The 26592-nt window shown below is 70.6% G+C and carries 24 protein-coding genes, 1 other RNA gene and 4 pseudogenes; 13 read left to right on the forward strand and 16 right to left on the reverse strand.

From position 1 onward, the window contains the following. Nucleotides 1-225 precede the first annotated feature (225 nt). Nucleotides 226-753 carry an ATP-binding protein gene (locus tag ACYVO6_RS29780; protein ID WP_461066521.1) on the reverse strand — a complete coding sequence of 176 codons (528 nt, stop codon included), beginning with the start codon at nt 751-753 and terminating at the stop codon, nt 226-228. Nucleotides 754-900: 147 nt separating this feature from the next. Here ACYVO6_RS29780 and ACYVO6_RS29785 point away from each other — a divergent pair, with 147 nt between their 5' ends. Then, entirely contained in the window at nt 901-1818 is a 918-nt protein-coding gene (locus ACYVO6_RS29785; protein ID WP_461066523.1) for a helix-turn-helix domain-containing protein, read from the forward strand. After that, nucleotides 1815-2030 (forward strand): DUF397 domain-containing protein, encoded by a 216-nt coding sequence (locus ACYVO6_RS29790; RefSeq protein WP_461066525.1) that lies wholly within the window; start codon nt 1815-1817, stop codon nt 2028-2030. Before ACYVO6_RS29785 ends, ACYVO6_RS29790 begins: the two co-directional genes overlap by 4 nt. Before the next feature lie 170 nt (nt 2031-2200). Here the strand turns inward: ACYVO6_RS29790 and ACYVO6_RS29795 are convergent, their stop codons facing one another. Then, complete coding sequence (locus ACYVO6_RS29795) at nt 2201-2680, reverse strand: carboxymuconolactone decarboxylase family protein (RefSeq protein ID WP_461066527.1); 480 nt, start codon at nt 2678-2680, stop codon at nt 2201-2203. Nucleotides 2681-2861: 181 nt separating this feature from the next. Here ACYVO6_RS29795 and ACYVO6_RS29800 point away from each other — a divergent pair, with 181 nt between their 5' ends. After that, nucleotides 2862-3794 carry an RNA polymerase sigma-70 factor gene (locus ACYVO6_RS29800; protein ID WP_461066529.1) on the forward strand — a complete coding sequence of 311 codons (933 nt, stop codon included), beginning with the start codon at nt 2862-2864 and terminating at the stop codon, nt 3792-3794. 192 nt (nt 3795-3986) lie between these two features. Here the strand turns inward: ACYVO6_RS29800 and ACYVO6_RS29805 are convergent, their stop codons facing one another. The 3 genes and pseudogenes from ACYVO6_RS29805 to ACYVO6_RS29815 form a co-directional block, all read right to left on the reverse strand. Further along, on the reverse strand, nt 3987-4655 hold the full coding sequence (locus tag ACYVO6_RS29805) for a glyoxalase (RefSeq protein WP_461066531.1): 669 nt from the start codon (nt 4653-4655) through the stop codon (nt 3987-3989). 5 nt (nt 4656-4660) lie between these two features. Then, a pseudogene (locus ACYVO6_RS29810) lies at nt 4661-4756 on the reverse strand (AraC family transcriptional regulator); the annotation flags it as partial. Nucleotides 4757-4810: 54 nt separating this feature from the next. Further along, a pseudogene (locus ACYVO6_RS29815) lies at nt 4811-4957 on the reverse strand (aromatic compound degradation protein PaaI); the annotation flags it as partial. Between the two features lie 311 nt (nt 4958-5268). Here ACYVO6_RS29815 and ACYVO6_RS29820 point away from each other — a divergent pair. Then, a complete protein-coding gene (locus ACYVO6_RS29820; protein ID WP_461066533.1) occupies nt 5269-6801 on the forward strand; it encodes an ATP-binding protein in 1533 nt (510 codons plus the stop codon). Nucleotides 6802-6998: 197 nt separating this feature from the next. On the opposite strand, the gene rnpB is transcribed toward ACYVO6_RS29820, so the two are convergent. The 3 genes and pseudogenes from rnpB to ACYVO6_RS29835 form a co-directional block, all read right to left on the reverse strand. Continuing rightward, nucleotides 6999-7411: RNase P RNA component class A (rnpB, locus tag ACYVO6_RS29825), an RNA gene on the reverse strand. 85 nt (nt 7412-7496) lie between these two features. After that, nucleotides 7497-8327: pseudogene (locus ACYVO6_RS29830) on the reverse strand (DMT family transporter); the annotation flags it as partial. 19 nt (nt 8328-8346) lie between these two features. Then, nucleotides 8347-9186, reverse strand: coding sequence for a helix-turn-helix transcriptional regulator (locus ACYVO6_RS29835; protein ID WP_461066535.1), 840 nt, complete (start codon nt 9184-9186; stop codon nt 8347-8349). Between the two features lie 92 nt (nt 9187-9278). Between ACYVO6_RS29835 and ACYVO6_RS29840 the strand changes: the two genes are divergently transcribed. The 4 genes from ACYVO6_RS29840 to eda all read left to right on the forward strand — a co-directional run bounded on the left by ACYVO6_RS29840 (nt 9279) and on the right by eda (nt 12218). After that, nucleotides 9279-10070 (forward strand): MerR family transcriptional regulator, encoded by a 792-nt coding sequence (locus tag ACYVO6_RS29840; RefSeq protein WP_461066537.1) that lies wholly within the window; start codon nt 9279-9281, stop codon nt 10068-10070. Continuing rightward, complete coding sequence (locus ACYVO6_RS29845) at nt 10067-10672, forward strand: hypothetical protein (protein ID WP_461066539.1); 606 nt, start codon at nt 10067-10069, stop codon at nt 10670-10672. The genes ACYVO6_RS29840 and ACYVO6_RS29845 overlap by 4 nt, the downstream gene beginning before the upstream one ends. Nucleotides 10673-10684: 12 nt before the next feature. After that, complete coding sequence (gene yaaA / locus ACYVO6_RS29850) at nt 10685-11467, forward strand: peroxide stress protein YaaA (protein WP_461066541.1); 783 nt, start codon at nt 10685-10687, stop codon at nt 11465-11467. A gap of 64 nt (nt 11468-11531) precedes the next feature. Next, the gene (gene eda / locus ACYVO6_RS29855) at nt 11532-12218 is read left to right on the forward strand and encodes a bifunctional 4-hydroxy-2-oxoglutarate aldolase/2-dehydro-3-deoxy-phosphogluconate aldolase (RefSeq protein WP_461066543.1); all 687 of its coding nucleotides are present in this window, start codon (nt 11532-11534) and stop codon (nt 12216-12218) included. Here the strand turns inward: eda and ACYVO6_RS29860 are convergent. From ACYVO6_RS29860 to ACYVO6_RS29875, 4 genes and pseudogenes are all read right to left on the reverse strand, one after another. Beyond that, a pseudogene (locus ACYVO6_RS29860) lies at nt 12193-12825 on the reverse strand (histidine phosphatase family protein); the annotation flags it as partial. The gene eda and the pseudogene ACYVO6_RS29860 overlap by 26 nt on opposite strands. Nucleotides 12826-12886: 61 nt before the next feature. Further along, nucleotides 12887-13630 carry a zinc ribbon domain-containing protein gene (locus tag ACYVO6_RS29865; protein ID WP_461066583.1) on the reverse strand — a complete coding sequence of 248 codons (744 nt, stop codon included), beginning with the start codon at nt 13628-13630 and terminating at the stop codon, nt 12887-12889. Next, complete coding sequence (locus ACYVO6_RS29870) at nt 13627-14532, reverse strand: Nif3-like dinuclear metal center hexameric protein (protein WP_461066545.1); 906 nt, start codon at nt 14530-14532, stop codon at nt 13627-13629. The genes ACYVO6_RS29865 and ACYVO6_RS29870 overlap by 4 nt, the downstream gene beginning before the upstream one ends. A 46-nt stretch (nt 14533-14578) precedes the next feature. Beyond that, nucleotides 14579-15622, reverse strand: a complete 1044-nt coding sequence (locus tag ACYVO6_RS29875; RefSeq protein WP_461066547.1) for an ABC transporter substrate-binding protein — start codon at nt 15620-15622, stop codon at nt 14579-14581. A gap of 237 nt (nt 15623-15859) precedes the next feature. Between ACYVO6_RS29875 and ACYVO6_RS29880 the strand changes: the two genes are divergently transcribed. Further along, the gene (locus ACYVO6_RS29880; RefSeq protein WP_461066549.1) at nt 15860-17143 is read left to right on the forward strand and encodes a hypothetical protein; all 1284 of its coding nucleotides are present in this window, start codon (nt 15860-15862) and stop codon (nt 17141-17143) included. A 738-nt stretch (nt 17144-17881) separates the two neighbouring features. On the opposite strand, the gene ACYVO6_RS29885 is transcribed toward ACYVO6_RS29880, so the two are convergent. From ACYVO6_RS29885 to ACYVO6_RS29895, 3 genes are read right to left on the reverse strand one after another with little or no spacing between them, the layout of a single operon-like run. Beyond that, complete coding sequence (locus tag ACYVO6_RS29885; protein ID WP_461066551.1) at nt 17882-18829, reverse strand: 3-oxoacyl-ACP reductase; 948 nt, start codon at nt 18827-18829, stop codon at nt 17882-17884. 39 nt (nt 18830-18868) lie between these two features. Continuing rightward, complete coding sequence (locus ACYVO6_RS29890; RefSeq protein ID WP_352376294.1) at nt 18869-19945, reverse strand: Zn-dependent alcohol dehydrogenase; 1077 nt, start codon at nt 19943-19945, stop codon at nt 18869-18871. Between the two features lie 21 nt (nt 19946-19966). Continuing rightward, nucleotides 19967-20824: a MaoC/PaaZ C-terminal domain-containing protein gene (locus tag ACYVO6_RS29895; protein ID WP_461066555.1), complete on the reverse strand. Its 858-nt coding sequence runs from the start codon at nt 20822-20824 to the stop codon at nt 19967-19969. Between the two features lie 449 nt (nt 20825-21273). Here ACYVO6_RS29895 and ACYVO6_RS29900 point away from each other — a divergent pair, with 449 nt between their 5' ends. The 4 genes from ACYVO6_RS29900 to ACYVO6_RS29915 are packed head-to-tail and all read left to right on the forward strand — an operon-like array spanning nt 21274 to nt 24893. Next, nucleotides 21274-22194 (forward strand): ABC transporter ATP-binding protein, encoded by a 921-nt coding sequence (locus ACYVO6_RS29900; protein WP_461066557.1) that lies wholly within the window; start codon nt 21274-21276, stop codon nt 22192-22194. Further along, nucleotides 22194-22913 (forward strand): ABC transporter permease, encoded by a 720-nt coding sequence (locus ACYVO6_RS29905; protein ID WP_461066559.1) that lies wholly within the window; start codon nt 22194-22196, stop codon nt 22911-22913. Before ACYVO6_RS29900 ends, ACYVO6_RS29905 begins: the two co-directional genes overlap by 1 nt. Before the next feature lie 23 nt (nt 22914-22936). Beyond that, a complete protein-coding gene (locus ACYVO6_RS29910) occupies nt 22937-24208 on the forward strand; it encodes a sensor histidine kinase (RefSeq protein WP_461066561.1) in 1272 nt (423 codons plus the stop codon). 52 nt (nt 24209-24260) lie between these two features. Continuing rightward, nucleotides 24261-24893, forward strand: coding sequence for a response regulator (locus tag ACYVO6_RS29915; protein WP_461066585.1), 633 nt, complete (start codon nt 24261-24263; stop codon nt 24891-24893). A gap of 214 nt (nt 24894-25107) precedes the next feature. Here ACYVO6_RS29915 and ACYVO6_RS29920 read toward each other — a convergent pair whose 3' ends face one another. Then, the gene (locus ACYVO6_RS29920; RefSeq protein ID WP_461066563.1) at nt 25108-26532 is read right to left on the reverse strand and encodes a DHA2 family efflux MFS transporter permease subunit; all 1425 of its coding nucleotides are present in this window, start codon (nt 26530-26532) and stop codon (nt 25108-25110) included. Nucleotides 26533-26592: the final 60 nt, after the last annotated feature.

The raw sequence follows: 26592 nt of genomic DNA on the forward strand, positions 1-26592 counted from the left end.
GATCGAACACGGCCGGATAGTTGCCGTCCTCGTCTCCGAGGCCGCAGCACTGAAATCTTCGCTGCGGCACTGAAGGGCGTACTGAAATGACTCGGGCGCTACTGAAATCTTCCCTGCGGTCCGACACCGGTCCCGGCGCCGGGACCGGGGCATGGCGTTGAACGCCCCGTACGTCCTGCCGCGCATGCTGGACCGGCTGGTCAGCCAAGAGCCGGGCTGACCGCGTCAGTTGTAGGGCTGTGCAGGGGCCGCTCTCCCAGGGATGTCGCACTCTGCCCAGATCGTCTTGCCCGGGCCGTCGGGGCGCGGGTGCCAGTCCCAGCGGGTGGCGAGGCGGTCGACCAGGAGGAGTCCCCGGCCGGTTTCGTCATCTGCGGGGTCAGGGAGGGCTCCTGGCCGGGGCGGTACGCGTTCGGTGCGGGTGTCGGTGACCTCGACGCGGGCGGTCCCGGTCCGCCCCGTGTGGCACAGGCGGAGGTGGAAGTCCCGGCCGGGGACGTGGCCGTGCGTCACGGCGTTTGTGCTCAACTCGGCGACGATCAGCACGATCGCGTCGTGGGCTTCGGTGTCGTACGGGACTCCCCAGGCGTCCAGCCGGACGGCTGCCAGGCGGCGGGCGAGACGGGCTCCGCGGGGTGTGGAGGTGAAGCGCATCTCGAAGGTGTGGTCGCGGGGGTCGGGGGCGGAGGTCAAGTACGGGGTGAGGGTGGTGAGTTGGGTGGTGCCGGTGGGGCTGTCGGGGTTGGTCGTCATGGTCACCACGGTCCTCGTGGTGGCGTAGCGTGACCAGAGGTGACGCACCGACGCGGACCGGCTGTACGCGCTGTGTGTCCACGGGTACGAGGCGCGCGGCGTGACGGCGTCCACTGCGGGGGCGTTGGGCCGGGGAGGAGGTAGTTGATGGCGGAGCGTACGGGTGCGGAGGCCGAGGCGGTCCAGGACGGTGGCGGCGGAGCGGTCGTGCACCTCGGGGACGGCTGGGAGGGCGACGACGGGGGCGAGCGGCGGCCCGGGGACGAGGCCGGGAAAGGCGTGGTCATCGCGTTCGGGAAGAACATGAAGACGCTGCGTCTGCGGGCGGGGATGGACCGCGCGGAGTTCGGGAGGCGGATCGGGTACTCGGCCTCGACGGTCGCGTCGTTCGAGCAGGGGCGGAGGATTCCGTCGCCCCGGACCATCGACCGGGCGGACGAGGTGCTCGGGGCGGACGGGTTGCTGAGCGTGTGGAAGGAGGAGTTGGAGCAAGCTCAGTATCCGGTGTTCTTCCAGGGGATGGTGGGGCTGGAGAAGGAGGCCATTGAGCTGCTCTCGTACGACACCCTTGTGGTCAAGGGCCTGCTCCAGACCGAGGAGTACATGAGGGCGCTCCTCTCCATGAGGCGCCCAGTGCTGGACCAGGAGACCATCGAGCAACGAGTGGCAGCGCGGTTGGCCAGGCAGGACATCTTCGACCGGTGGCCCGCGCCGCTGCTGAGTTTCGTGATGGACGAGTCGGTGTTGCGGCGCCCGTACGGCGGAAAGGACGTGCTGCGTGGGCAGTTGGAGCAGCTTCTCTTGATGGGACAGAAGCGGAACGTCGAGATCCAGGTCATGCCTCTCGACTGCGAGGAGAGCGCCGGCGTGGACGGGCCGTTCACGCTCGTCACGCGCAAGGACGGCAAGAGGTTCGTGTACGCCGAGGCACAAGGAACCAGCGCTCTTCAGACCGACCCAGAACAGGCAGCTCTTGCCGCTGCGCGCTATGGGATCATCCGATCACAGGCTCTCACTCCGCGAGAGTCACTGGAACTCGTCGAAGGGTTGCTGGGATCGCCATGAACAACGCTGAGTCCTCGACCGTCGCATCCGGCCGCGTCTGGTTCAAGAGCAGCTACAGCGGAGCCGAGGGCGGCGATTGTGTAGAGGTCGCGGCCGGTACGGCAGTTGTGCACGTCCGGGACTCCAAGGCCGTCGCCGGGCCGGTCGTCACGGTGTCGCGGGAGGCATGGGCGGGGCTCGTCGGGCTGGCCTCGTCGGGACCGGGCGCCTGACGCTCGTACGATCGCGAGAGCCCTGCCGGTTCCTTTCGGACGGCAGGGCTCTCGCGTGGGCGGCGCGCAGCGTTTCGCAGGAAGGGACGGTGCGAATCCCTGTCGTCTGTGGCATGCGCGGCCCGGCCCGGATCGAACCATCCTGGGACGGGCCTCGTTTCGCCGGCCGGTCAGCTCGACATACTGGCGAACATGCCGGGCTCGTACGAACCCCCCGGGTTGTGCACGATGACGCTCATCCGGGTGGCCGCGTTGATCAGGGAGACCAGGCAGACCAGCGCACCGACCTGGTCGTCGTCGTAGTGCTTGCGCACCTCGGCCCAGGTGTCGTCGGACACGCCGTGGTCGCCGAGCCGGGTGCCCTCCTCGGCGAGCGCCAGCGCGGCCCGCTCGGCCTCGGTGAACACGGTGCTGTGGCGCCAGGCGGCGACCAGGTTGAGCCGGAGCGCGGTTTCACCGGCGGCCGCGGCCTCCTTGGTGTGGATGTCGACGCAGAAACCGCAGCCGTTGATCTGGCTGACCCGCAGTGCCACCAGTTCCCGCAGGGTCTTCGGCAGCGTCGACTGTTCCAGGGGCAACGAAGCGTTGTAGAACCGCTTGGCGACTTTCGCGGCGGTCGGGCTGTCGAACAGGTTGAAACGGGGTTCCATGACGTCGTCCTCACTCGTGGTGTTGCGTGCTGCTGCACTGGACGAACACAAGATGCCGACGACCTGATCCTTGTGACGGCGCGGTGATGTGGCGTGCGTCACCGGTCGCGGGTGTCACAAAGCGGTGGAGACCGGCGTCTCGTGTGTGGCGCAGTCGAGAGCGAACGGGCAGGAGCCGGCGATGAACGACCGAACTACGAGCGACTCGACGAGGGACACATCCGAGCCGGTCGCTCGTGGCGACCGCATGGACAGCGTCACCCAGGCGTTCATCGCCCACCGCAACCTGCTGTTCACCGTCGCCTACGAGATGCTCGGCTCGGCCGCCGACGCCGAGGATGTTCTGCAGGAGACCTGGTTACGGTGGGCGGGCGTCGATCTCGACACCGTGCGGGATCAGCGTGCGTACCTGGTCCGGATCACCACCCGGCAGGCGCTGAGCCATCTGCGCACGCTCGGCCGGCGCAAAGAGTCCTACGTCGGCCCCTGGCTGCCCGAACCGCTGCTGACCGCGCCCGACGTGGCCGAGGACGTCGAGTTGGCCGACAGCGTCTCGATGGCGATGCTGCTGGTGCTGGAGACCCTCACCCCGACCGAGCGGGCGGTGTTCGTACTGCGCGAGGTGTTCGACCTGGCCTACGACGAGATCGCCGAAGCCGTCGACAAGAGCCCGGCCGCGGTCCGCCAGATCGCCCACCGGGCACGGGCCCACGTCGCCGCGCGCCGACCGCGCGGGGTCGCTTCCGCTGCTGAGACTCGCCGCACCGTCGAGGCGTTCCAACGGGCGGTCGAAACGGGCGACCTGCAACACCTGCTCGACATCCTCGCGCCGGACGTCGTCCTGCTGACCGACGGCGGCGGAGTCGTGCAGGCCGCACTGGCGCCCGTCGTGGGGGCCGACCAGGTCGCCCACGTGCTTGGCAGGATCGCCGCCGCGATGTCGCTGCAGCCGACACAGGTCAACGGCGACCCGGCGCTGATCGTCCGGCTGGGCGGCGAGATCGACACCGTCATGGCGATGCGCATCGACGACGGCCTTGTCACCGGGCTCTACGCCGTGCGCAATCCCGAGAAGCTGTCGCATCTGGAGCGGGAGACCACCTTGCGCCGCTAAGCCCGAGGCCTTCTTGACAGCGGCAGGAGGTCAGCGTGTCGGCTCGCCCTGGCATCCGACTGCCGATGGTCACTACGTTCGGGCCATGACGATCACGTATGAGTGCTGAAGTCGACGTCCAGGTGCGGGTCGTAGGCCTCTTCCTCTCGTACAGGAATGAGGCAGGTCGGGACGGGAGTTCAGGACCGGGAGTCAGAACTGTGCAGACGCCGTGGACGGCGCGGGGGTGAGCGACGTGGCGGCCTCCCAGGCGAATCCGTCCGGGTCGGTGAAGGAGCCGGCAGTGCTGCCGAGGACGATGCGGTGCGAACCGGTGCCGTCGGCGGGGACGCCGAGGTCCTTGGCCAGGCCGCGGCGCTTGTACAGCGCCAGCTTGACGGGGCTGGACTCGTCGGAGGCGAACTCGGCGTACTTGCCGCCGAAGCTCCTGGCCACGGTCAGGCCTCGGCCGACGTAGAACTGCTTGCTGGCCTTCACGTCCTCGACGCCGAGCAGAAGGACGATCTCGTCGATCTCACGGGTGGCCGGGCCGGTGTCCTTCTTCGCCGAGGTCGCGACCTTCCAGATCGTCCCGTCCGGCGCCTGGACGACGCCGCCGTAGCCCCACAGCGACTTCGCGGCGGGCTTCAGCACCGTGGCGCCGACGTCCACGGCGGCGCTGATGAAGCTGTCGACGGTGGCCGGCCGGGACACCGTGAGCGCCAGGGTGAAACCGCGGAATCCGGTGGAGTGCGCCTCGGACGCCCGCAGGCGTATGTGCGTGTCCACTCCCAAGAGGGTGTGGAAGCGATGGGCGGCCTCAGGGTCGGCCACCTCGAGGGTGACGGATGTAATGGACGTGGTGGTTGCGGTGGTTGCCATGGCCATCACGCTATGGGCTGCTCGGCGGCCGTGGCTTCTCGATTCCTGACCGGTGTTGTCACCTGCTTCGCCACGCACGCCGGCATCCCCTCCACGGTGGACGACCCAGGCGTCATCGAGGTCCTGCGTCCCGTTCTCCGCCGCGCCGCCCAGGGTCACCCCTGAGGGGGAGGCACCGGGAAGAGCATGCAGCTACTGGTGGCGTGGGCGAGCAGACGGTCCGTCGCGTCGACCAACTGCGCCTGGGCGAGGGCGGTTTGGCGGCCCTCGCTGACGACCGTGCCGATGGCGCGCGTGCTCCCGGCCGCGACGCCCTCCCTGCTCATGAGGTCGATGGCCGCTTTGATCAGTTGAGGGCGACGCTCGGCCGCTGAGACATGAGCCATGAGGGCCATATTGACTCAGTCATACGATTTCGTCACTCAATCAAGTCGGACCCAGCCCTGGTCCGACCGCGACCGCACAGGTAAGAGCCGGGTCCAGGTCGGGCAAGTGCCTCAGCACTGCATCCCTGCACCCGCATGTCACTCAGTACAGTCAAGCCACTACTCACATTTCACATACTATGGTGGACTTGAGTATGCTCTACACGAGCATCTTCGAAAGGTGACCCATGCCAGGCTTCATCGGCCGCAAATCCGAGCTGACCGCCCTGAACCGCCACCTCGCCTGGGTGCGCGAGGGCCGCGGCGACCAGCGCGGCCGGGCCCTGCTGCTCCGCGGCCGACGTCGGGTCGGGAAGTCGCGGCTCGTGGACCTCTTCTGTGAGCGCGCCCAGGTGCCGTACGTCGTACACCAGGCCACCCGAGGCGAGGACGCCCAACGAGAACGCACCCGCTTCCTCACCGAGGTCCGGAACTCCTCACTGCCCGACACCACCCTCCTCGCCGGCGTCACCACCGTCGCCGAATGGGACACCGCCCTACGCCAGCTCGCCGCCGTGCTCCCGGACGACGCCCCCAGCATCGTCGTACTCGACGAGCTGCCCTGGATGCTCGAAGGCGACCCGGTCCTGGAAGGCACCCTGCAGACCGTCTGGGACCGGGTACTGAGCCGCAAACCCGTGCTGCTCATCCTCATCGGCAGCGACCTGGCGATGATGGAACAGCTCTCCGCCTATGGCCGCCCCTTCCACCAGCGAGGGGTCGAGATGGTCCTCGCACCCCTCTCCCCCTCCGAGGTCATGGCGATGACCGGGCTCCCGGCCGCGGAGGCCTTCGACGCCCATCTGATCACCGGCGGCCTGCCACTCATCTGCCAGGAGTGGCAGGAAGGCGAGAGCCGCACCGACTTCCTCGCCCGCGCCCTCGACGACCCCACCTCCCCCCTCCTCGTCTCCGCCGAGCGGGCACTGGCCGCCGAGTTCCCCACCGCCCTCCAGGCCAGACACGTGCTCTCCGTGATCGGAAGCGGTGAGCGGACCTTCGGGACGATCGCCGCGAAAGCCGGGACTGCCGACCGACCGCTCCCGCCCGGCTCGCTGAACCCCGCCCTGCGCACCCTCGCCGACAAACGACTCGTCGCCGTCGACACCCCTCTCTCCGCCCGCCCCGGAGACCGAGACCGCCGTTACCGGGTCGCCGATCCCTACCTCCGTTTCTGGCTCGCCTTCCTGGAGCAGGGGCTCCCGGAGATCGAGCGCGGGCGCAGCCGGATCGTCGTCGATGCCATCGAACGCGGATGGACCTCATGGCGCGGGCGGGCGATCGAACCCGTCGTGAGGGAGTCCTTGGCCCGGCTGCTCCCCGACGACACATGGCCGCAGGTGCGGGAAGTGGGCGGCTGGTGGCCTCGTACGAACAACCCCGAGGTGGACCTGGTGGGGGCGGACCGTTCGCCGGCGCGCGAGATCGGGTTTGTCGGCTCGATCAAGTGGCACGAGCGCGGCTCCTTCGACCGTCGCGCCCTGGCATCGCTCGCTCGGGACGCCCTGGCCGTCCCCGGCGCTGACGAGGACACCCCGCTGGTCGCGGTGTCCCGCTCCGGGGTCACGGTGGACGGGCTGGCAGCGACGTACGGGCCTGAGCAGCTGATGGAGGCGTGGGGTTCCGTGCTCGACGGAAGGCTGGAATCAAGCGTCTCGCTGCTGACCGGGCTGTCGCCCGAGCGCATCAAGGAACTCGGCGGAGTGGGCGAGGACGACTGATACGTGCACCCCGCCCGCCAGCCCCTCGACGAGATCGACCACCATCTCCAGTCCGACTCTTCATGGCTACTTTCGTGGCTACGTACGTAGCCGTGCGACCCCGTTTGAACCAGTACGGAACGGGGTCTTATCCAGTCTTCTGATCTGCGAAAAAGGGCCAATGACCAGCACTTTCGCTGGTCAGCGGCCCTGAGTGGCAGACGAGTCGGGCTGTACGCCGGGTTCTGTTCCGGAGGGTTCTCGCGAACCCTCCGGCGACGGCCATCCATCTAGGGCCGACGTTGCCGCCGGCCTCGTGCGGTCTACCCGCGGACTCGGGCGGGCAGCCCTCGGACGTCCGCGCAGAGTCGCCCTTCTTTCGAAGAGGCGGCTCCTCTTGACCTTGCTCCGGGTGGGGTTTACCTAGCCGCCTGAGTCACCTCAGGCGCTGGTGGTCTCTTACACCACCGTTTCACCCTTACCGAAAGCCGGAGCTCTCGGCGGTCTGTTTTCTGTGGCACTGTCCCGCGGGTCACCCCGGGTGGCCGTTAGCCACCACCCTGCCCTGTGGAGCCCGGACGTTCCTCGGGGAGGTCCACAGGGACCTCCACGCGACCGTCCGCCCGGCTCGTCTGCCGTGTCGACCATGGTACCGGGCGTACGCCCCGCCCCGGTTCCGAGGTCGACGGGAGCGACGACGCTGTGGCCAGGAAGGAGCCGAGCAGGATCAGCGTGAAGGCAGCCACCACACCCGCGGTCAGCTCTTCGTCCAGGAACACCACGCCGGCCGAGACCGCCACGGCCGGATTGACGTAGGTGAAGACCACCGCCCGCGTCGGTCCTGCCTCCCGGATCAGTTCCAGGAAGACGACGAAGGCGAGGGCCGTGCAGATCACGCCCAGCCCGGCCAGGGAGGCCAGGACCTCGGTGGAAGGAAGCTCGGAGGGCCACGTCACGGCCGCGGCGGGGGCGTACACCAGCGCCGCGAGCAGCAGACACGGGGCTATCAGCTGGAGGGTCGGGACCGGCTTGAGGTAGCGGGTCATGATCAGGGGGGCCGTTGCGTAGCCCACCACCGTCACCAGCATTTCCGTCAGCGAGCGGGCGTTGCCACCGGTCAGGTGGGGGACGGTGAGGACCGCCACTCCGCCCAGGCCCAGCGCCAGGCCGGTCGTGCGGCGGACGCCGAGCCGTTCCGTGTCGCCGAAGTAGCGGGCCAGGAGCACGCCCACGATCGGTACGCCCGCGATCAGCAGGCCCGCCGTCGAGCTGGAGAGGTGGCGTTCGGCGTCGGTCAGGGTCCACCAGGGGCCGATGATCTCGATGCAGGCGAAGGCCAGCATGGGGCGCCAGTGCGTTCGTACGACGTCGGTCAGGCCCCCTTGCCGGATGGCGAAGGGCAGGAGCAGTGCCGCGCCGAGCGCGCATCGCGTGAACACCACCATGGACGGGGACAGACCACCGTCCATGGTCACTTTGATCATCAGGTAGGGGATGCCCCAGAGCACTCCCATGAGGGAGAAGAGGAACCAGCCGCGTGCAGTCATGCGCGCAGTCTCGGCCGGGTCAGCGGCGTGCGTCTTGAACGCTGTTGCGGTACGCCGCCGGGGTCACCCCGAGCACCCGGCGGAACCAGCGCGTCAGGTGCGCCTGGTCCGCGAAGCCCACGAGCGCTGCGGCCTCGGCGGGGCGGTGGCCGGACTCCAGCAGCCCGCGGGCCCGGTTCACCCGGTGCTGGGCGAGCCATGCGTACGGCGGCATGCCCGTGCTCGTACGGAAGGCGCGCAGGAGCTGGTAGCGGGACAGGCCCAGGTCGGCGGCCAGGTCGGAGAGGGAGGGCGGGGCGAGGAGTTCGTCGGCCAGGCGGTCGCGTACGGCCTCGGCCAGGCGGCCCGCGCCCGGGATCGTGTCGCACACCGGGCGGGCGGAGGAGTGGCGGCGGGCGAGGGCGGTGAGCAGCCAGGGGATGCGGGACTCGGCCTCCAACGGGTCGGGGCAGGCGCTGAGTTCGGTGTGCGTGAGGCGCAGGGCGGCGGCCAGCTCGGGGTCGTCGAGGACGGGTTCGCGGAAGTGCGGGACGCTCCACGTCCCCTCGGTGAGCAGGGCCGTCTCGGCGTACAGGGCGCGGTAGGCGTAGCCGTCGGACGCGGCCGGGGCGCCGGTGTGCGCTTCTCCCGGGGCGAGGACGACGATCGAGCCGGGGCCCGGCTGGAGCCGGCCGCCGCGGTAGTCGATGATCTCGGAGCCGCCGACGCAGACGCCGATGGTGAACTCCTCGTGGGCGTGGGGCGCGTAGCGGTGTCGGTCGAAGCGAGCGGTGAGGAGATCGAGCGGACGGCCGGTGCGGCCCAGGGTCGCCCTGGTCCAGACGGCCTGCTCACGGCTGATCGCTGTCTCTCCTCGCACGCTCCGTGCAACACCCGCGCGGGCTTTCTCTATGCCCGGTGCGGCTCGCCGTCCCTTGACCCCGCCGCAACGTCAACGTTTCTACTGACCGCATGCGAATCGGAGAGCTAGCCGCAGCCGTCGGTGTTACGACGCGGACCGTGCGGCACTACCACCACCTCGGGCTGTTGCCCGAACCCGAGCGGCGGCCCAACGGCTACCGCGACTACGGGCTGCGGCACGCCGTCGCGCTCGCCCGGATCCGGCGGCTGACGGAGTTGGGGCTCGGGCTCGCCGAGGTGCGGGACGTGCTCGCGGACGACGCGGGGCGCGACCTCGCCGAGGTGCTTGCCGAGCTTGACGACGACCTGGCGCGACAGGAGGCGGCGATCCGGGAGCGGCGGGCGCGGCTGCGGGCGCTGCTGGCCGACGCCGAGGCGGGGCGGCTGCCCGTCGAGGGGCCGGTGTCCCCCGAACTGGCCGTGCTCTTCGCCGACTTGGCGCAGACCTCGACGGGGCTGCCCGAGTCCCCCATGGCCGCCAAGGACCGCGAGATCATCGCCCTGCTGGACACCGCCGCGCCCCCGGAGGAGCGGGAGCGGCTGCTGTCCGCGCTGGGCAGCTTTGCCGGCGAGCCGGGTGCGGTGGACCGGGCGCACGAGGCGTACGCGCTGCTCGACGCACTCGTCGACGCCGACCCGGGCGACCCCCGCGTGGACGAGGCCGCCGAACTGCTCGCCTCCTGCCTGCCGGACTCCGCTCTGGACGGGCTCGGCATCGGGAACGTAAGCGACGAGCACAGCTTCCTGCGGGCCTTCCTCGACGACTTCGCGCCCGCGCAGGCGGAGGCGATCCGTCGCACGATGCGGCTGCTCGTGCAGCGCCACGCAGGAGGTGCGCGGTGAAGGCCGTCTGGCTCGTTCGGCGCCTGGCCGAGCACGAGCTGCGGCTGCTCGCGAGCATCGCCCTCTGGACGGCCCGGCGGACGCACGGCACCCGGAGCGGGAAGGCGTTCGGGTACGCGCGGGGTCAGGGTGCGCCCATGTTGGGATTCGGCTTCGTGTGTGTGCTCGAGACGGTCGCCCTGGCGGTGCTCCTGCGGCCCTGGCCCGTCGTCGAGCGGCCCGTACTCGTCCTCGACCTCTACGGCGTGCTCATGGTCGTCGGCATGCACGCGGCCTCCGTGAGCCGCCCGCACGTCCTGGACGACACTTCGCTGCGTATCCGCCGGGCCGCCCACGTGGACCTCCGCGTCCCCCTGGACGTCATCGCGTCCGTACGCCGCGAGACGCGCTACACACACGAGAAGTGCGAAGGCGAGCTCGACCTGGCCATCGGCTCGCAGACCACGATCACCCTCGAACTGACCGAACCCATACAGCACTTGACCTTCCTCGGCCGCCCCAGGGACGTACGCCTGATCCGCTTCCACGCCGACGAGCCGGACGTACTCGTTCGGGCGATACGCGAGATGCGTACGCTGGCGCCTGCCCCTCGTACGTACTGAAGGAGAACCACCGTGCTCGTGCTGCTGCCGCCGTCCGAAGGAAAGGCACCCTCCGGGCGGGGCGCGCCGCTGAAGCCGGAGTCGTTGTCGCTGCCGGGGCTTGCCGAGGCGCGGCAGGCGGTGCTCGACGAGCTGGTCGAGCTGTGCGCGGGCGATGAGGAGAAGGCGCGCGGGGTGCTCGGGCTGAGCGAGGGGCTGCGGGGCGAGGTCGCCAAGAACGCGGCGCTCTGGACCGCGGGGGCGCGGCCCGCCGGGGAGATCTACACGGGGGTGCTGTACGACGCCCTTGACCTGGCCTCGCTCGACGCGGCGGCGAAGCGACGAGCGGCGCGTTCGCTGCTCGTCTTCTCCGGGCTGTGGGGCGCGGTCCGCGTGACGGACCGGATTCCCTCGTATCGCTGCTCGATGGGCGTGAAGCTGCCGGGCCTTGGGGCGCTGGGCGGGCATTGGCGTACGCCGATGGCCTCCGTTCTGCCCGAGGCCGCCGGGAACGGGCTCGTGCTCGATCTGCGTTCCTCCGCGTACGCGGCGGCGTGGAAGCCGAAGGGGGAGGTGGCGGGGCGTACGGCGAGTGTGCGGGTGCTGCATGCGCCGACCCGGAAGGTGGTCAGCCACTTCAACAAGGCGACGAAGGGCCGGATCGTACGGAGCCTGCTGCTGGCCGGGGCCGCGCCGAAGGGGCCGGCGGAGTTGGTGGAGGCGTTGCGGGACCTTGGGTATGCGGTGGAAGCGGAGACGCCGGGGCGGGCGGGGACGGCGTGGGCGCTGGATGTGCTGGTGGACGAGGTCCATTGAACTGGCATTGCAGCATGCGCAATGACCTTTGCGTATACTGCCTGCCACGGGCAGCATGGAGCGCATGACCCCGCATGCGCCCTCGCCCACACCCTCGGCATCGCCCTCCCTCCCCATACCGTCTTCCCTGCTGGACCTCGCGCCCGTCATCCCCGTGGTCGTCGTCGGCGATGTCGCCGACGCCGTTCCGCTCGCGCGGGCGCTGGTCGCGGGTGGCCTGCCCGCGATCGAGGTGACGCTGCGGACGCCGGCCGCGTTGGACGCGATCCGGGCGATCGCCGGTGAGGTGCCGGACGCGGTGGTCGGGGCGGGGACGGTGCTTACGCCGGAGCAGGTGACGGAGTCGGTGGCGGCCGGGGCGCGGTTTCTGGTGAGCCCGGGCTGGACGGACGTACTGCTGGAGGCGATGCGGGCGTCGGGGGTGCCGTTCCTGCCGGGGGTGTCGACCACGTCGGAGGTGGTGACACTGCTGGAGCGCGGGGTGCGGGAGATGAAGTTCTTCCCGGCTCAGGCGGCGGGCGGTACGGCCTATCTGAAGTCCCTGTCGGGGCCGTTGCCGCAGGCTCGGTTCTGCCCGACGGGCGGGATCGGGCTCGCGTCGGCGCCCGACTATCTGGCGCTGCCCAATGTCGGCTGTGTGGGCGGGACTTGGATGCTGCCGGAGGATGCCATCGCCACGAAGGACTGGGCGCGGATCGAAGGGCTGGCCCGCGAGGCGGCAGCGCTCAGCCCAGATGGGACTGGTCGTTGAGCAGCCGCAGGCTCGCATTCCCGTCCGCGTAGTACGCCACCTCCGAGAGGGAGGCGGCCGACAGCTCCATACGGAACAGGGACTCGGGCGGAGCGCCGAGGGCCTGCCGTACGAGGGTCTTGATGGGCGTGACGTGGGAGACCACGAGAACGGTTCGGCCCAGGTGGGCGGCGAGCAGCTTGTCCCGGGCGGTGGCCACGCGCTCGGCCACCGCCGCGAAGCTCTCGCCCCCGCCGGCCGGCTCGGCATCCGGCGCCGCCAGCCACTCGTCCAACTCCTCCGGATACCGCTCCCGAACCTCCCCGAAGGTCAGCCCTTCCCAGGCCCCGAAGTCGGTCTCCCGCAGCCCGTCCTCAAGCCGTACGTCCAGCCCGAGCCGCGCGGCGACGATCCCCGCGGTCTCGCGACAGCGGGCAAGGGGCGACGAGACGATCTCCTGAACGCTCCCCCGCCCGGCCAGCGCCTCCGCCACCCGTTCGGCCTGCCCCCGCCCCACCTCCGACAGCCCCGGATCGCTCCCACCGCTCCCGGAAAACCGCTTCTGAGGCGTCAGCGGCGTCTCCCCATGCCGCAGCAGTACGAAGGTGACGGGCGCCCCGAGATCAGGAGGCGCGGCGGCCGAGGCGACGTTCCGAGCCGCCCGCACGGACTCACGCAACGCGCAGCCCCTACAGCCCGGACTCGGAGGTACGGACCAGAATGCGGCGGCAGTTCTCGCAGCGCAGCACCGCGTCCCGTGCCGCCGCCTTCACCTCGTTCACCTCGGTGATGTTGAGCTCCAGGCGGCAGCCCTCGCAGCGGCGCTGGTAGAGGCGGGCCGCGCCGATGCCGCCCTGCTGCTCGCGGAGCTTGTCGTAGAGCTTCAGCAGGTCGGCGGGGACCGAGGCCGCGATGACCTCGCGTTCCTTCGTCGCCGTGGCGATCTCGCTGTCCAGGGACTCCTGGGCCGCGTCCCGCCGCCCCAACGCGTCGTCGGTCTTCGACTGGACGGAGGTGACCCGCCCGGTCAGCTCGGCCACCCGCTCCTGCGCGGACTCGCGGCGCTCCATGATCTCCAGGACCACGTCCTCCAGATCACCCTGCCGCTTGGCTAGGGAGGCGATCTCGTGCTGGAGGTTCTCCAGGTCCTTGGGGGACGTGACGGCGCCGGAGTCCAGGCGCTGCTGGTCGCGGGCGGCGCGCTGGCGCACCTGGTCGACGTCCTGCTCGGCCTTCGTCTGCTCGCGGGTGCAGTCGCTCTCCTCGGTCTGCGCGGCGACGAGCAGGTCACGCAGCTGGGTGAGGTCCTTGTTCAGCGATTCGATCTCGGCGTGCTCGGGCAGCGACTTCCGCTTGTGCGCCAGCTGCTGAAGGCGTACGTCGAGGGCCTGGACGTCGAGAAGTCGGATCTGGTCGGCGGGCTCGGCGTTCAGTTGGGGGCTCCAGGGGTGTGCGAATCGGAGGGGGCGCGCGAAGCGCTCCTTGGAAGGGCGGTGGTGGGCGACGGGTGGGCGGACGCCGCGTGGGTCGTCCAGGGGTCGGTGACCGTCTTGGAGACGTGGACGCGAAGTCCCCATCCGTTCCGGTCGGAAATCTCGTCGAGCTGGGAGGCGGCCAGCTCGCACCAGGGCCATTCGGTGGCCCAGTGCGCCGCGTCGAGCAGCGCGAGAGGACTGTGGGCGCGGGCCTCTGAGGCCGGGTGGTGGCGCAGGTCCGCAGTGAGGAAGGCGTCGACACCGGCGGCGCGTACGTCGTCGAAGAGGATGTCGCCGGAGCCGCCGCTCACCGCGACGGTCCGTACGAGCGCCTCCGCGTCGCCCGCGACCCGGATGCCCTGCGCTGTGGCGGGCAGCCGCTCGGCGGCGCGCTCGGCGAGTTCGCCGACGGTCAGCGGATGGTCCAGCTCGCAGACGCGGCCGAGGCCCCGGCGGCCCTCGGGATCGGTCGGGTCCGGCACGAGGGGCCGTACGACCCGGACGTCCAGCGCGCCCGCGAGGGCGTCGCTGACCCCGGGATCCGCCCGGTCGGCGTTCGTGTGGGCGACGTGCAGCGCGATGTCGTTCTTGATGAGGGTGTGGACGACGCGGCCCTTGAAGGTCGAGGCCGCCACCGTCGTCGTACCGCGCAGATAGAGCGGATGGTGGGTGATCAGCAGGTCCGCGTCCAGCTTCAGCGCCTCGTCCACGATCTCCTGGACCGGGTCGACGGCGAACAGTACGCGCGTGACCTCCTGGTCCGGGTCTCCGCAGACCGTGCCGACCGCGTCCCAGTCCTCCGCCCTCTCGGGGGGCCAGAGGGATTCGAGCGCGGCGATGACTTCAGACAGACGGGGCACGTAGGAAAGGCTACTCGCCTCTCCCGCGTGCCCCGTCGGCGCCGGCTCACTTCACGAGGTAACCGCGCAGGTCGTCCAGTACCTTGTCCGCCGCGGTGACCCCGAGCCCGAGGTACCAGGTCTCGTCCGGTACGTCCTTCGCCTGGCCGTTCTCGACCGCGCCGAGCTTCTTCCAGAGCGGGTTGTCCTCGGCGCTCGCGCGGTCGGTCTTCTTCGCGTCGCCGTAGACGCCGGTGAAGACCCAGTCGGCGTCGGCCTCGTCGATCTTCTCCGGGCTGATCTCCACGGCGAGATCGTTGATCTGCTGGTTCTTGGGCCGCGGGATGCCGGTGTCGTCGAGGATCGTGCCGATGAAGGACGCCTTCGCGTACAGGCGGATCATGCCCGGCATGTAGCGGAGCATGGTGACGGTGGGCTTGTCGGCGCCCAGGTCGTCACCGAGGGCCGTGGCCTTCTTCTCGTACGCGGCGAGCTTGGCCTTCGCCTCGGCGGTCTTGTCGAGGGCGGCGGCGTTGAGGAGGTAGTTCTCCTTCCACGTGAAGCCGGGGCGGATGGAGAAGACGGTGGGCGCGATCTGGGAGAGCTGCGGGTAGAGCTTGGCGGCGCGCAGCTCGCTGCCGAGGATCAGGTCGGGCTTGAGGTTCGCGATCGCTTCCAGGTTCAGGGCGTTGATCGTGCCGACGTCCTTGGGGGTGCCCGCGTCCTTCTTCAGGTACGAGGGGATGGCGACCGAGCCCTCGGTGGGCGCGTAGCCGACGGGCTTGACGCCCAGCGACACGACGTTGTCCAGCTCGCCGACGTCCAGGACGACGACCCGCTTGGGCTCGGCCTTCAGCTCCGTCTCGCCCCTCGCGTGCTTGATGGTGCGCGGGAACTCGCCGGGCTTCGCCGTCGTGCCCATCTTGGCCGTGTCCTCGGCCGCCTTCGCGAAGTCCTCGCCGCCCTGCGCGACGGACTTGCTGCCACTGCCGTTGTCGGACTTTCCGGAGCCGGAGCCGGAATCGCCGTCACCGGAGCCGCAGGCCGCGAGTGAGAGCGCGGCGGCCACGGCGAGGGCGACGGCGGCAACACCGCGTCGTCGAAGGGACATCAGGCACACACTCCACGGGATCGGGCCCAGGGCTCAGCCTCAAGGGTCGGTCTCGGGCAGCACACAGGCCATACTTAGGTGAGCCTCACCTTAAACCGTCAAATCCCGGCCAGCACACAGGCCTTGATTTCCTCAGGCGAATCGCCACATTGCCACCCGTATGTGTGAAGCGTCTGTCTGTCGATGCTCCGTCTGTGCGTACGAAAACTACCTTCATGGCCGGAGGTGACCCAGACGATGACGGCCTGTGCCATCGAATCCGCCGCCGAGAACGGGACGCGGGCAGGAGGTGTGATCACCGCCGACGGGTCCTACGCGGCCCGTCTCGCCCCGCACGGCGACTCCTTGTTCCCGGAGCGCTGGACCCTGGACGGCCCCGAGCCGTACGCCGTACCGCTGCCGGGCAAGCAGCCGGAGGAGCCCGGCACGGAGGTGCAGCCGATGGCGGACGGGCGGGTGCTCATCCACCGGGTGCCGGAGGGGCGGCACACGTTCGCGCTGCTGTATCCCACAGGGCCGGGGACGGGTGAGATATCGCTCGGCGCGGTGGAATGCCGGGACGGGACAACGGAGTTGCGGTTGCTGCCGCCCGCGCCGGGCGGCCTTCGGGCGTACGCCGTTGCCGTGGGTCCCAGTTCCACCTCCGTGTGGCTGGTGGCGGGCGGCGCCTTCGGGCCCGAGCGTCTCGCCACGGTGCCGGGGCGCTGCTCGGGCGGGGTGTGGCTGTCCGGCGGGGACCGACTGCTCGCCCTGGATCGGGAGTTGGACGGCCGGACCAAGACGGTGGTGGTCGACCTGGAGCGCGGCGGCGAGGTGTCGCCACTGCTGCAGATCGCCGAGGAGAGCAACGACCGGCTGCTGCTCGCGGACGCCGACAGCGGGCTGCTGCTGATCCGCTCGGACGCGGCGTCGCCTGGTCAGGACCGGCTCGGGTGGGGTGTGTTGGGCAGCACGCTGCCGGTGCGCTTCCCGGACTCGCTGCGGTTGGCTGGCCACACGGTGGCGCCGTTCGCTATCCAGCCAGGGCAGATGCTGACGCCAGAGTGCTGCGCGGTAGCGCTGCGGATCGATGGCGCGGGCGGTGGCAGTTGGCTCGGGGTGTGGCGGCCGGTCGAGCGACGGGTGCACCAACTGGCCGCGCCTGAGGGGTGGTTGACGGGGGCCGGGCTGTGGACCAGGGACGGGGTGCTTCGACTGCCGTACGCGACGGTGGCGCTGCCGTGCGGGGTGTCACGGGTGGTGGCGCCTGCGGAGGGGGCGGAGGAGCCGTCACTGGTTACGGGTCCCTCGGAGTCGTCGGATTCGCCCGGCTCCCCCGATTCCCCGGGTTCCTCAGATCCCGTGGGATCCATGGAGGACCCCGCGGAACCCTCGGATGAGCTTCCCTCCTCGGCCCGTCCCGTGCCCCTGCAACAGGCGCCGCTCACCGTACGGAAGCTCTCGAGCGCCTTCGCCGGACGGCGGTTGGCACAGGCCGGCCGCGCCGGTCGAGCGGGCGCCGAAGAAGTGACCGTCGAGTAGATCCCCACCACCCCTCACCGGCCAAAAGAGCGCCCACTAGACTCGCCCGCGCTGCAAAGAAGGATCTTGTTGACGGGGTGAATTTCCACATGAACGACGTAAGCGACACGGCTACCGACCCGCGTGTGGCGGGCGGCGATCCGCGGGACCCGCGGATGGCGATGTCCCAGTCGGCCGACGGTGGCCGTGGCCGGCATCGGGGGCCCGTTTCCGCGTCGGATGACGAGGCTGCGCCTCGTGGCCGGCACCGTAAGCCGGCCGGGCCGAGCGAGGACTGAGCGCTCCGCAGGTGCCTCCGGCGGTTGAGCGGTTGGGTTCGTTGTCGGGTGCGGGTGCGTTGTGGCTGGTCGCGCCGTTCCCCGCGGGGTGCCTCCGGCGGTTGGGCGGCTGCGGGTGCGTGGTGGCTGGTCGCGCCGTTCCCCGCGCCCCTTAGGTGCGTGGTGGGTCGGGGCCGTGGGCCGGTGCGTCAGCCCGTCGCAGGCCGGGCATACGACCCGGAGCTGGTACACGGTCCTGGTTCTCCGAGACCGAACCTAAGCGACGGGCATACGACGCACCGGACCACGGCCCCTCCCGCCGGAGGGAGGCTGCGGGTAGTTGGGGGTACGGGCTCTTCCAGGGCACGTGCTTTCCCGGGGCGCGGGTAGCCGCAGGCTTTTTAGGGGCGCGGGGAACTGCGCGACCAGCCACGACGGACCCGCAGTCGCCAGCGAACCGAACCCACCCACCCGGTAGGCGTCAGGTGAACGTTTCGTGCTTGAGGCCAAGCACCTCCGCCGCTGCGAACGTCTCGCTCGGTGGGCGTTCTGCGTAGTGCGGGGTGAGGAGGGTGTCCAACTCGTCGTAGCTGAAAGCGTCCTGCTTGGTGTCGAACTTGGCTGTTACCCGGGGGCGTTCGACGATTGCGACCATGCCGCTGTGGACTACCAGGAGCTGGCCGTTGATGCGTGAGGCGGCGGGTGAGGCCAAGTAGCCGACCAGCGGGGCGACATGCTCGGGGGCGAGTGGGTCGAGGCCGTCGGTCGGCTCCCCGGAACCGGCGAAGACGTCCGCGGTCATCCGGGTGCGGGCGCGGGGGCAGATCACGTTCGCGGTGACGCCGTACTTCGCGAGTGCCAGGGCCGTGGAGGTGGTGAGGCCGACGATTCCGCCTTTGGCCGCCGCGTAGTTGGGTTGGCCGGCGGAGCCCGCGAGGAACGCCTCGGAGGAGGTGTTGACGATCCGCCCGTACACCGGGGCGCCTGCCGCCTTGGAGCGGTTGCGCCAGTGTGCGGAGGCGAAGTGGGTCGTGTTGAAGTGGCCTTTCAGGTGGACGCGGATGACGGAGTCCCACTCGTCCTCGGACATCGAGAAGACCATCTTGTCGCGCAGGATGCCCGCGTTGTTGACGAGGATGTCGAGCTGCCCGAACGTGGCGACCGCCAACTCGACCAGTCCCCAGGCCTGTTGGTGATCGGCCACGTCGCCGGTGTGGGCGACGGCGCGACCGCCGGCCTGACGGATCTCGTTCGCGACCTCCTCGGCCGGTCCGGCCGAGGCGTCGCCGGAGCCGTCCCGGCCCGGCTGGCCGAAGTCGTTGACGACGACGGCGGCGCCGAGCCGGGCGAGTTCCAGCGCCTCCGCCCGGCCGAGCCCGCGGCCCGCACCCGTGACGATCGCGGCCCGGCCCTCAAGCGGCAGTGACATCAAAGTCCTTTCGGGTAGCGGCAGTTGGTGGTTCGGAGGTCAGATTTCGATGCACGTACGGAGTGCGACTCCCGTACGCATCTGGTCCAACGCCTCGTTGATCTCGCTCAGCGGCACCCGGTGGGTGATCAGCCCCTCCAGGTCGATGCGTCCGGCACGCCACAGCGCGATGGTCCGCTCGTACGAACGCAGGACGTCCCCGCCGCCGTACATGCTCGGCAGGATCCGCTTCTCGTCGAAGAACAGCTCGAACATGCTGAGCTGCAGGAAGTCGTCCATGGCGCCTGCGCCGACGACGACCAGCGTGCCGCCGCGGCGGGTGTTCTCGTACGCGGTGCGGGCGGTGGCGGACTTGCCGACGACCTCGAAGACGTAGTCGAAGCCCTCGCCCGCCGTCAACGACTGCTTGGTGTCGGGGAGTTCGTCCGGCGACACGGCCCTGGTGGCGCCGAACTTCAGCGCGGACTCGCGGCGTGAGGCCACCGGGTCGACGGCGACGATCTCGGCGGCGCCCTTGAGCCGCGCGCCCTGGATCGCGGAGATGCCGACGCCGCCGCAGCCGATGACGGCGACCGACGAACCGGCTTCCACATCGGCGGTGTTGAGGGCGGCGCCGAGTCCCGTGGTGACCCCGCAGCCGATGAGGGCCGCGATGTCGAAGGGCACGTCGTCCGGGATGGGCACGGCGCAGCCCGCGTCGACCACGACCTCCTCGGTGAAGGTGCCGGTGCCCGCCATGCCGAAGACATCTCCTGCGGGGCGCTTGAAGTTGGGCGTGCCCGCGTTCATGAATCCGGCCAGGCACAGTTCGGTCTGGCCGCGTTTGCAGGCGGGGCAGGCGTTGCAGGCGGGCAGCCAGCAGACGACGACGCGGTCGCCGGGTTTGACGTTCGTGACGCCTTCGCCGACGTCGAGGATCTCGCCCGCCCCCTCGTGCCCGGGCACGAACGGCCCCGGCTGCGGCAGGACCCCGGACATCGCCGAGAGGTCCGAGTGACACAGTCCGGTGGCCCGTACCCGGATCTTCACCCGGCCGGGGCCGAAACCTGCCGCCTCGACGTCGTCGAGTACCTCCAGCTTGTCCTGGCCGATCTCGTGCAGTACGGCTGCCCGCATGGTGCGGCTCCCCTCAAGAGTTCAAGCGTGTTCGACGATGGTGTCGGCCAGCACCGGCGCGTCGTCCCGCTCGACCGCCGTCACCGTCACCTGGACCCTGCCGTCCTGCTGCCACATGCGGATGCGGAGGGTCTCACCGGGGAAGACGACCCCGGCGAAGCGTGTGCTGTAGGAGCGGACCCGTGCCACATCGCCGCCGAGCAGCGTGTCGACGACCGCCTTGAGCGTGATCCCGTACGTGCACAGCCCGTGCAGGATCGGCCGGTCGAACCCGGCGCGCTTGGCGAACTCCGGGTCGGCGTGCAGCGGGTTCCAGTCGCCGGAGAGGCGGTAGAGCAGGGCCTGGTCCTCGCGGACGTGCCGCTCGACTTCCCTGCTCGGGTCGCCTGTCGGCGGGTCGAGGCGGGTGGAGGGGCCGCGTTCGCCGCCGAAGCCGCCTTCGCCGCGTACGAAGATCTGGGCGTCGTTCGTCCACAACGGACCCTCGTCGTCGGCGACTTCGGTGCGCATGACGAGGATGGCGGCCTTGCCTTTGTCGTACACGGCCGCGATCCGTGAGGTGGCGAGCGCCCTGCCCTCGGCGGGGATCGGGCGGTGCAGCTCGATGCTCTGGCCGCCGTGCAGGACGTGGGCGAGGTCGACCTCGACGCCCGGCATGGACAGTCCGCCGATCACGCCCGGGGAGCCCGCGCCCGCGACGGTCGCGAAGCTCGGCAGGACGTGCAGCCTGGACTCGAGGGTGTAGCGCAGCTCGTCGGGGTCGGTCGCCGGGACGCCCGCGCCGATTCCCAGGTGGTAGAGCTGAACGTCCTTGTGGCTCCAGGCGATCTCGCCGGTCCGGGGCTCGGCGGCGAGGGCCTTGGCGGGGTCGATGGGCATGCGGCTCCTGACTGCTGGCGGATCTTCGGCGGAGAAGACCTCGGTGCGGCCGTCCGCACCGTCGGACGCACCGAGGTCGACCTCGGGCCGCGGAACCCGCCCGTTCTAGAACGCGTTCCAGTACGGCGACCCTCTGTATAGCCCAGCTCCCAGTACTTGTGAAGACTTCTGACACCATGTCAGATGAGCTGACTCGGGCTAAGCGGTCTCGGGGAGGTGGGGTGCGTTCCCGCGTCGTCCGGTGCGGTGCATCGGCGTGCTGCCGCATCGCCCTCGTACTGGACGTACTTGGGTGATGCGGCAGTGCGGCGAGGTGCCGTGCCGGGCGGCGTGGGGGCGTGCCTCACCTCCCCGAGACCGCTTAGGGAGCGGGCAGTGACATTTGTCCCGCTCGAGTCCGTACAAGCGCATCTGCCGCACCCTGCCCCCGGATTCGTAGCGTCACACCCATGACGAAAACGACTGGGACACATCAGGCCGTGTCCTTCACGGGGGCGGTCAAGACCTTCGGCTCGGTACGGGCCGTGGACGGGATCGATCTGGAGATGGCGCGCGGCGAGACCGTCGCGCTGCTCGGCCGCAACGGCGCCGGCAAGTCCACCGCGATCTCGCTGCTCCTCGGCCTGAACGAGCCCGACGAGGGTGTCGTACGGCTCTTCGGCGCGGCGCCGGAAGAGGCCGCACGCGCGGGCCGGGTGGGCGCCATGCTGCAGGACGGCCGGCCGGTGCCGCGGGTGACCGTGGGCGAGCTGGTCGGATTCGTCGCCCGTACGTATCCGGCGCCGATGCCCGTCGCCGAGGCACTGGAGCTCGCGGGTATCGCCGAGTTGGCCGGCCGGCGCGTCGACCGGCTCTCCGGGGGCCAGACGCAGCGGGTGCGGTTCGCGGTCGCGCTCATCGGGAACCCTGCGCTGATCGTGCTCGACGAGCCCACCGCCGCGCTGGACGTGGAGGCGCGGTACGCCTTCTGGGACTCGATGCGGGCGTACGCGCGGCGCGGCCACACCGTCCTGTTCTCCACGCACTACCTGGAGGAGGCGGACGCCAACGCCGACCGGATCGTGGTCATCGACCGGGGCCGCATCGTCGCCGACGGCAGCGGTGAGCAGCTCAGGCGGGCGGCGGGCGGCAACCTGGTCGCCTTCGACCTGGCGGGCCGCCCCACCGAGGGTCTGACCCTGCTGCCCGGAGTGGTGTCGGTGGAGGTGCGCGGGGACCGGGCCCGGCTGCGTACGGAGGACTCGGACGCGACAGTGATCGCGCTCGCCGGGATGGGTGCCATACGCGGCCTGGAGGTCGCGCCCGCGTCGCTGGACGACGCGTTCCTGGCGCTGACGTCGGGCTCGTCGGGTGTCCTGGAGTCGGTGTGATGTGGGACTACCTGCGGCTCGAAGTGCGCCGGACGCTGCGCGACCCCGGCTTTGTGATCGGCACCGTCGTGATGCCGGTGACGATGTACATGCTGTTCACCAACCTCGGTGACGGCGCCGACAGCGGCTGGAAGACCGTCTCGATGGTCGGCATGGCCGCGTACGGCGCGATGGGCTCGGCTCTGAACACCGGTGCCGGGGTCGCCGAGGACAAGTCGACCGGCTGGCTGCGGCAGTTGCGGATCACACCGATGACTCCGCGCCAGGTGGTGATCGGCCGGGCGCTGACCGGGGCGGTGACGGTGCTGCCCGCGATCGTCGCGGTGCTGGCGGCGGGCTGTCTCGTCAATGGCGTACGGCTGGATCTGTGGAAGTGGGCGGTGATCGCGCTGCTGCTGTGGCTGGGCTCGATCCCGTTCACGCTGCTCGGTCTCGGCAACGGCTACCGGCTGACCGCGCAGACCACGGGCGTCGTGAACATGGGGTGCAACCTGGTGCTGGCCGTGGTCGGCGGCCTGTGGTTCCCGCTCGTCCTCTTCCCGGAGTGGCTGCGCTCGCTGTCCGCGTACACACCGACGAACCGGTTCGCGCAGCTCGGCACGGCGGTCGCCGACGGGCACGCGCCGAGCCTGGGGGCGGTTGTGGTGCTGAGCCTCTGGCTGCTGGCCTTCGGCTCGTACGCTGTGACTGCGTACCGCAGGACCGCACGAACCGTCTGAAACCGTCTGAACGGGGGCAAGGCATGTCCTGGATGACCAGGGTCAATTACTGGCTGGCCTTGCGGCACGCCGAGGGCTGTGAGCGCGCCCGGAAGAAGACCGGCCGGCCGCCGGAGGAGCTCGGCCGGCCGCCCAGCGGCTTCGCCCTCCTCCCCTGGCTTCTGATGGGCCTGGGCGCCTTCTCCAACCTGTTCCAGGGCAAGACCCCGAACCCCTGGATCGGCGGCATCGGCCTGCTGGCCTTCAACTCCCTCTACATCGCGCTGGTGTTCCGCGCCTTCGCGAAGGAGGCGCGCGAGGCCCGCTCCACGCGCCTGATGCTGATCGCGCTGGGGGCGGTGACCTGCACGCTGGCCATCGTCTACGGCGACAGCTGGCTGCTCTTCTTTCCGCTGCTCGGCCTGGCGACGGGCGCGATCGTACGAGGCCCGTGGCTCGGCAGGGTCGGCGTCGGCCTGAGTCTGCTCGCGGGTGCCGTGGCCGCGGTCCGGGACGGCTGGGGTGCGGTGAACGTCGCGTACGGCACCTTCCTCTCCACCATGGTGACCGCGGCGATCCTCTCCCTCTCCGAGGCCGTACGTGAACTCCGCGCCGCCCGCGAGGAGTTGGCCCGCCGCGCCGTCGAGGAGGAACGGCTCCGCTTCTCCCGCGACCTGCACGATCTGCTCGGCCACACCCTCTCCGTGATCGTGGTGAAGTCGGAGGCAGTCCGCCGTCTGATCCACCGCGACCTGGACGCGGCGCTCGTCCAGGTCGGGGACATCGAGTCGGTGGGCCGCCAGGCGCTCACGGAGATCCGCGAGGCGGTGACCGGCTACCGCGAGGGCAGCCTGGCCACCGAACTCGACCGGGCCCGCTCGGCGTTGCAGGCCGTCGGCATCGAACCGGTCGTACGCCAGTCGGGCCCACCCCTCGCCGCCCGGACGGAAGCGCTGCTGGGCTGGGTGATCCGCGAGGCCGTCACCAACGCCGTACGCCACAGCGGCGCGACCCGCTGCGAGATCGCGGTCGAGGTCGCCGCGGAACGCGTCCGCGTACGCATCTCGGACGACGGCCGCGGACAGTCCGCCGAGCCGCCTCCGCTCCTCTCCGGCATCGGCGGCACGGGGATCAAGGGCCTCACGGAACGCCTCGCGGCGGCGGGCGGCTCGCTGGAGGCGGGGCCCGGTCCACGGGGCGGCTTCGTGGTGACGGCGGAACTGCCGGTGGAAACGGCGGAGTTGGGTGAGGAGGGGGACCCGGCGGACGTTTCGGAGGGGGCGCGCGTGCTGAAGCTGCCGGGGACAGCGGCCTGAAGGGCCCTGATCGGAGTGCGTCCGCCCGGCCTACGCTTGGGCCGTGAACGAGATGCCCCGGGACCACCGGCCCGCCAAGTCCATCCGCGTGCTGCTCGCCGAGGACCAGGGGATGATGCGGGGCGCCCTCGCCTTACTGCTCGGTCTTGAGGAGGACATCGAGGTGGTCGCGCAGGTGGCGGCGGGGGACGTGATCGTGGACGCGGCCCTGGAGTCGCGGCCCGATGTCGCGTTGCTGGACATCGAGCTGCCGGGGATCAGCGGGCTCGACGCCGCCGCGCGGCTGCGGGACGAGGTGCCCGACTGCCGGGTGCTGATCCTCACCACGTTCGGCCGGCCGGGGTATCTGCGGCGGGCCATGGAGGCGGGCGCCGCGGGGTTTCTGGTGAAGGACGGGCCCGTGGAGGAGCTGGCCGCCTCGATTCGACGGGTACTGACCGGCGAGACGGTGATCGATCCAGCGCTCGCGGCGGCCGCGTTGAGTGCCGGGCCGAGTCCGCTCACGGCCCGCGAGTGCGATGTGCTGAAGGCCTCCGCCGACGGGTCGACCGTCGCCGACATCGCCGCCCGGCTCCACCTCTCCGAGTCCACGGTCCGCAACTACCTGTCCTCCGCGATCGGCAAGACGGGCACCCGCAACCGCATGGAGGCGATGCGGGAGGCCCGGCAGCAGGGCTGGCTCTGAGGCACCGCGCCCCGAGAGGGCCGCAGGCCCTAAGAAGGCCGCAGGCCTCTTAGGGACGCGGGGAACTGCGCGACCAGCCACAACGCGCCCGCAGCCGCGACACGACTGTCACCCCCACCCCCTGGCGAGGGTTAGGGGCGCGGGGCTGTATCAATTTGCGGCTCCGCCGCGTGGGCGCGACCAGCCACAACGAACCCGCAGCTTCGAAACCGCCTCACCCAGCGGAGCGCCTCGGCAGCCACAGCAGCATCAGCACCGCACCGCCGAGCAGTACTCCCGTGCCCGTACGGAAGGCCAGTGCGTACCCCTCCGTCAGGGCCGTGGCCGATGTGCCGCCCCCGGTCCGGGCCGCCGCGATCGTCGACATCACCGAGAGGCCGAGCGAACCGCCCATCGTGCGCGAGGTGTTGACCAGCCCGGAGACCAGGCCGGCGTCCCCCGGTGCCGCCCCCGACGTGGCCAGCGAGCCGAGCGGTGTCGCGGACAGTCCGGCGCCGAGCATCATCAGGATCCCGGGGAACATGATCGCCGTGAGATACGTGCCGTCCGCGCTCATCGTCGACTGCCAGCCGAAGCCGACGGCGGCCACCAGCGTCCCGATCACCGCGACATGGCGCGCCCCGAGGACCCGCATGAAGCGGGGCGCGACCTTCGAGCCCAGCACCACCGCGAGCGAGCTGGGCATGAGCGCGAGCCCGCCCTCCAGGGGCGTGTAGCCGAGCACGTTCTGGGTGTACAGGGTCATGAGGAACCACATGCAGATCATGGCCGCGCCGCACAGGAACATCGCCACGTTCGCCGACGCCACGGACCGTATGCGGAACAGCTTCAGCGGCATCAGCGGCGCCTTCGTCCGCGCCTCGACCAGCAGGAAGAACCCGATCAGCGCGACCCCGGCGAGCAGCGGGACGAGGGTCGCGGAGGACGTCCAGCCCTCAGTCTCGGTCTGCACGATCCCGTACGCGAGGGTCGCGAGCCCCGCCGTGACCAGCAGCGCCCCCGGCAGATCGAGCCGCCGTCCGTCGCCGGCCCGGCTCTCGGGGAGCCACCGCAGGGCGCCGGCCAGTACGACGGCGCCGACGGGCACGTTGATCAGCAGCACCCACCGCCATGACAGCCCCTCGACCAGCAGCCCGCCGACGAGCCCGCCCGCCGCACCGCCGCCCGCGCCGACGGCGGTCCAGGTCGCGATGGCCCGCGCACGTGCCGCCCCTTCCGGTACGGCCGACGTCAGGATCGTCAGCGTCGAGGGCGCGAGCACCGCCGCCCCGAGCCCCTGCACGGCCCGCGCGAGCAGCAGCTGCCACTCCGCCTGGGCCAGTCCGCCGCCGAGGGACGCGAACGTGAAGAGGGCGAGCCCGATCAGGAACATCCGCTTGCGCCCGTACAGGTCCCCCGCCCGCCCGCCGAGCAGCATGAATCCGGCGAAGGCGATCGTGTACGCGTTGACGACCCACTGGAGGCCCGGCGCGCTCAGCCCCAGGTCGGCCCGCATCGACGGCAACGCCACATTGACCACGGAGATGTCGAGGACCACGAGGAACTGCCCCGCGCAGGCGAGCGCGACCACCACCCAGGCGGGCGGCGCGGAACGGCGGGACACGGGTCTCTCTACGGCGGCTCTGAGCATGACAGTCATGCTCTCAACCGGCTCGCGCCCCGTACATGGGATTTTCGTCCCAGGAGCCCTCGGCCATGA

The organism is Streptomyces pseudoechinosporeus, from assembly GCF_054783935.1.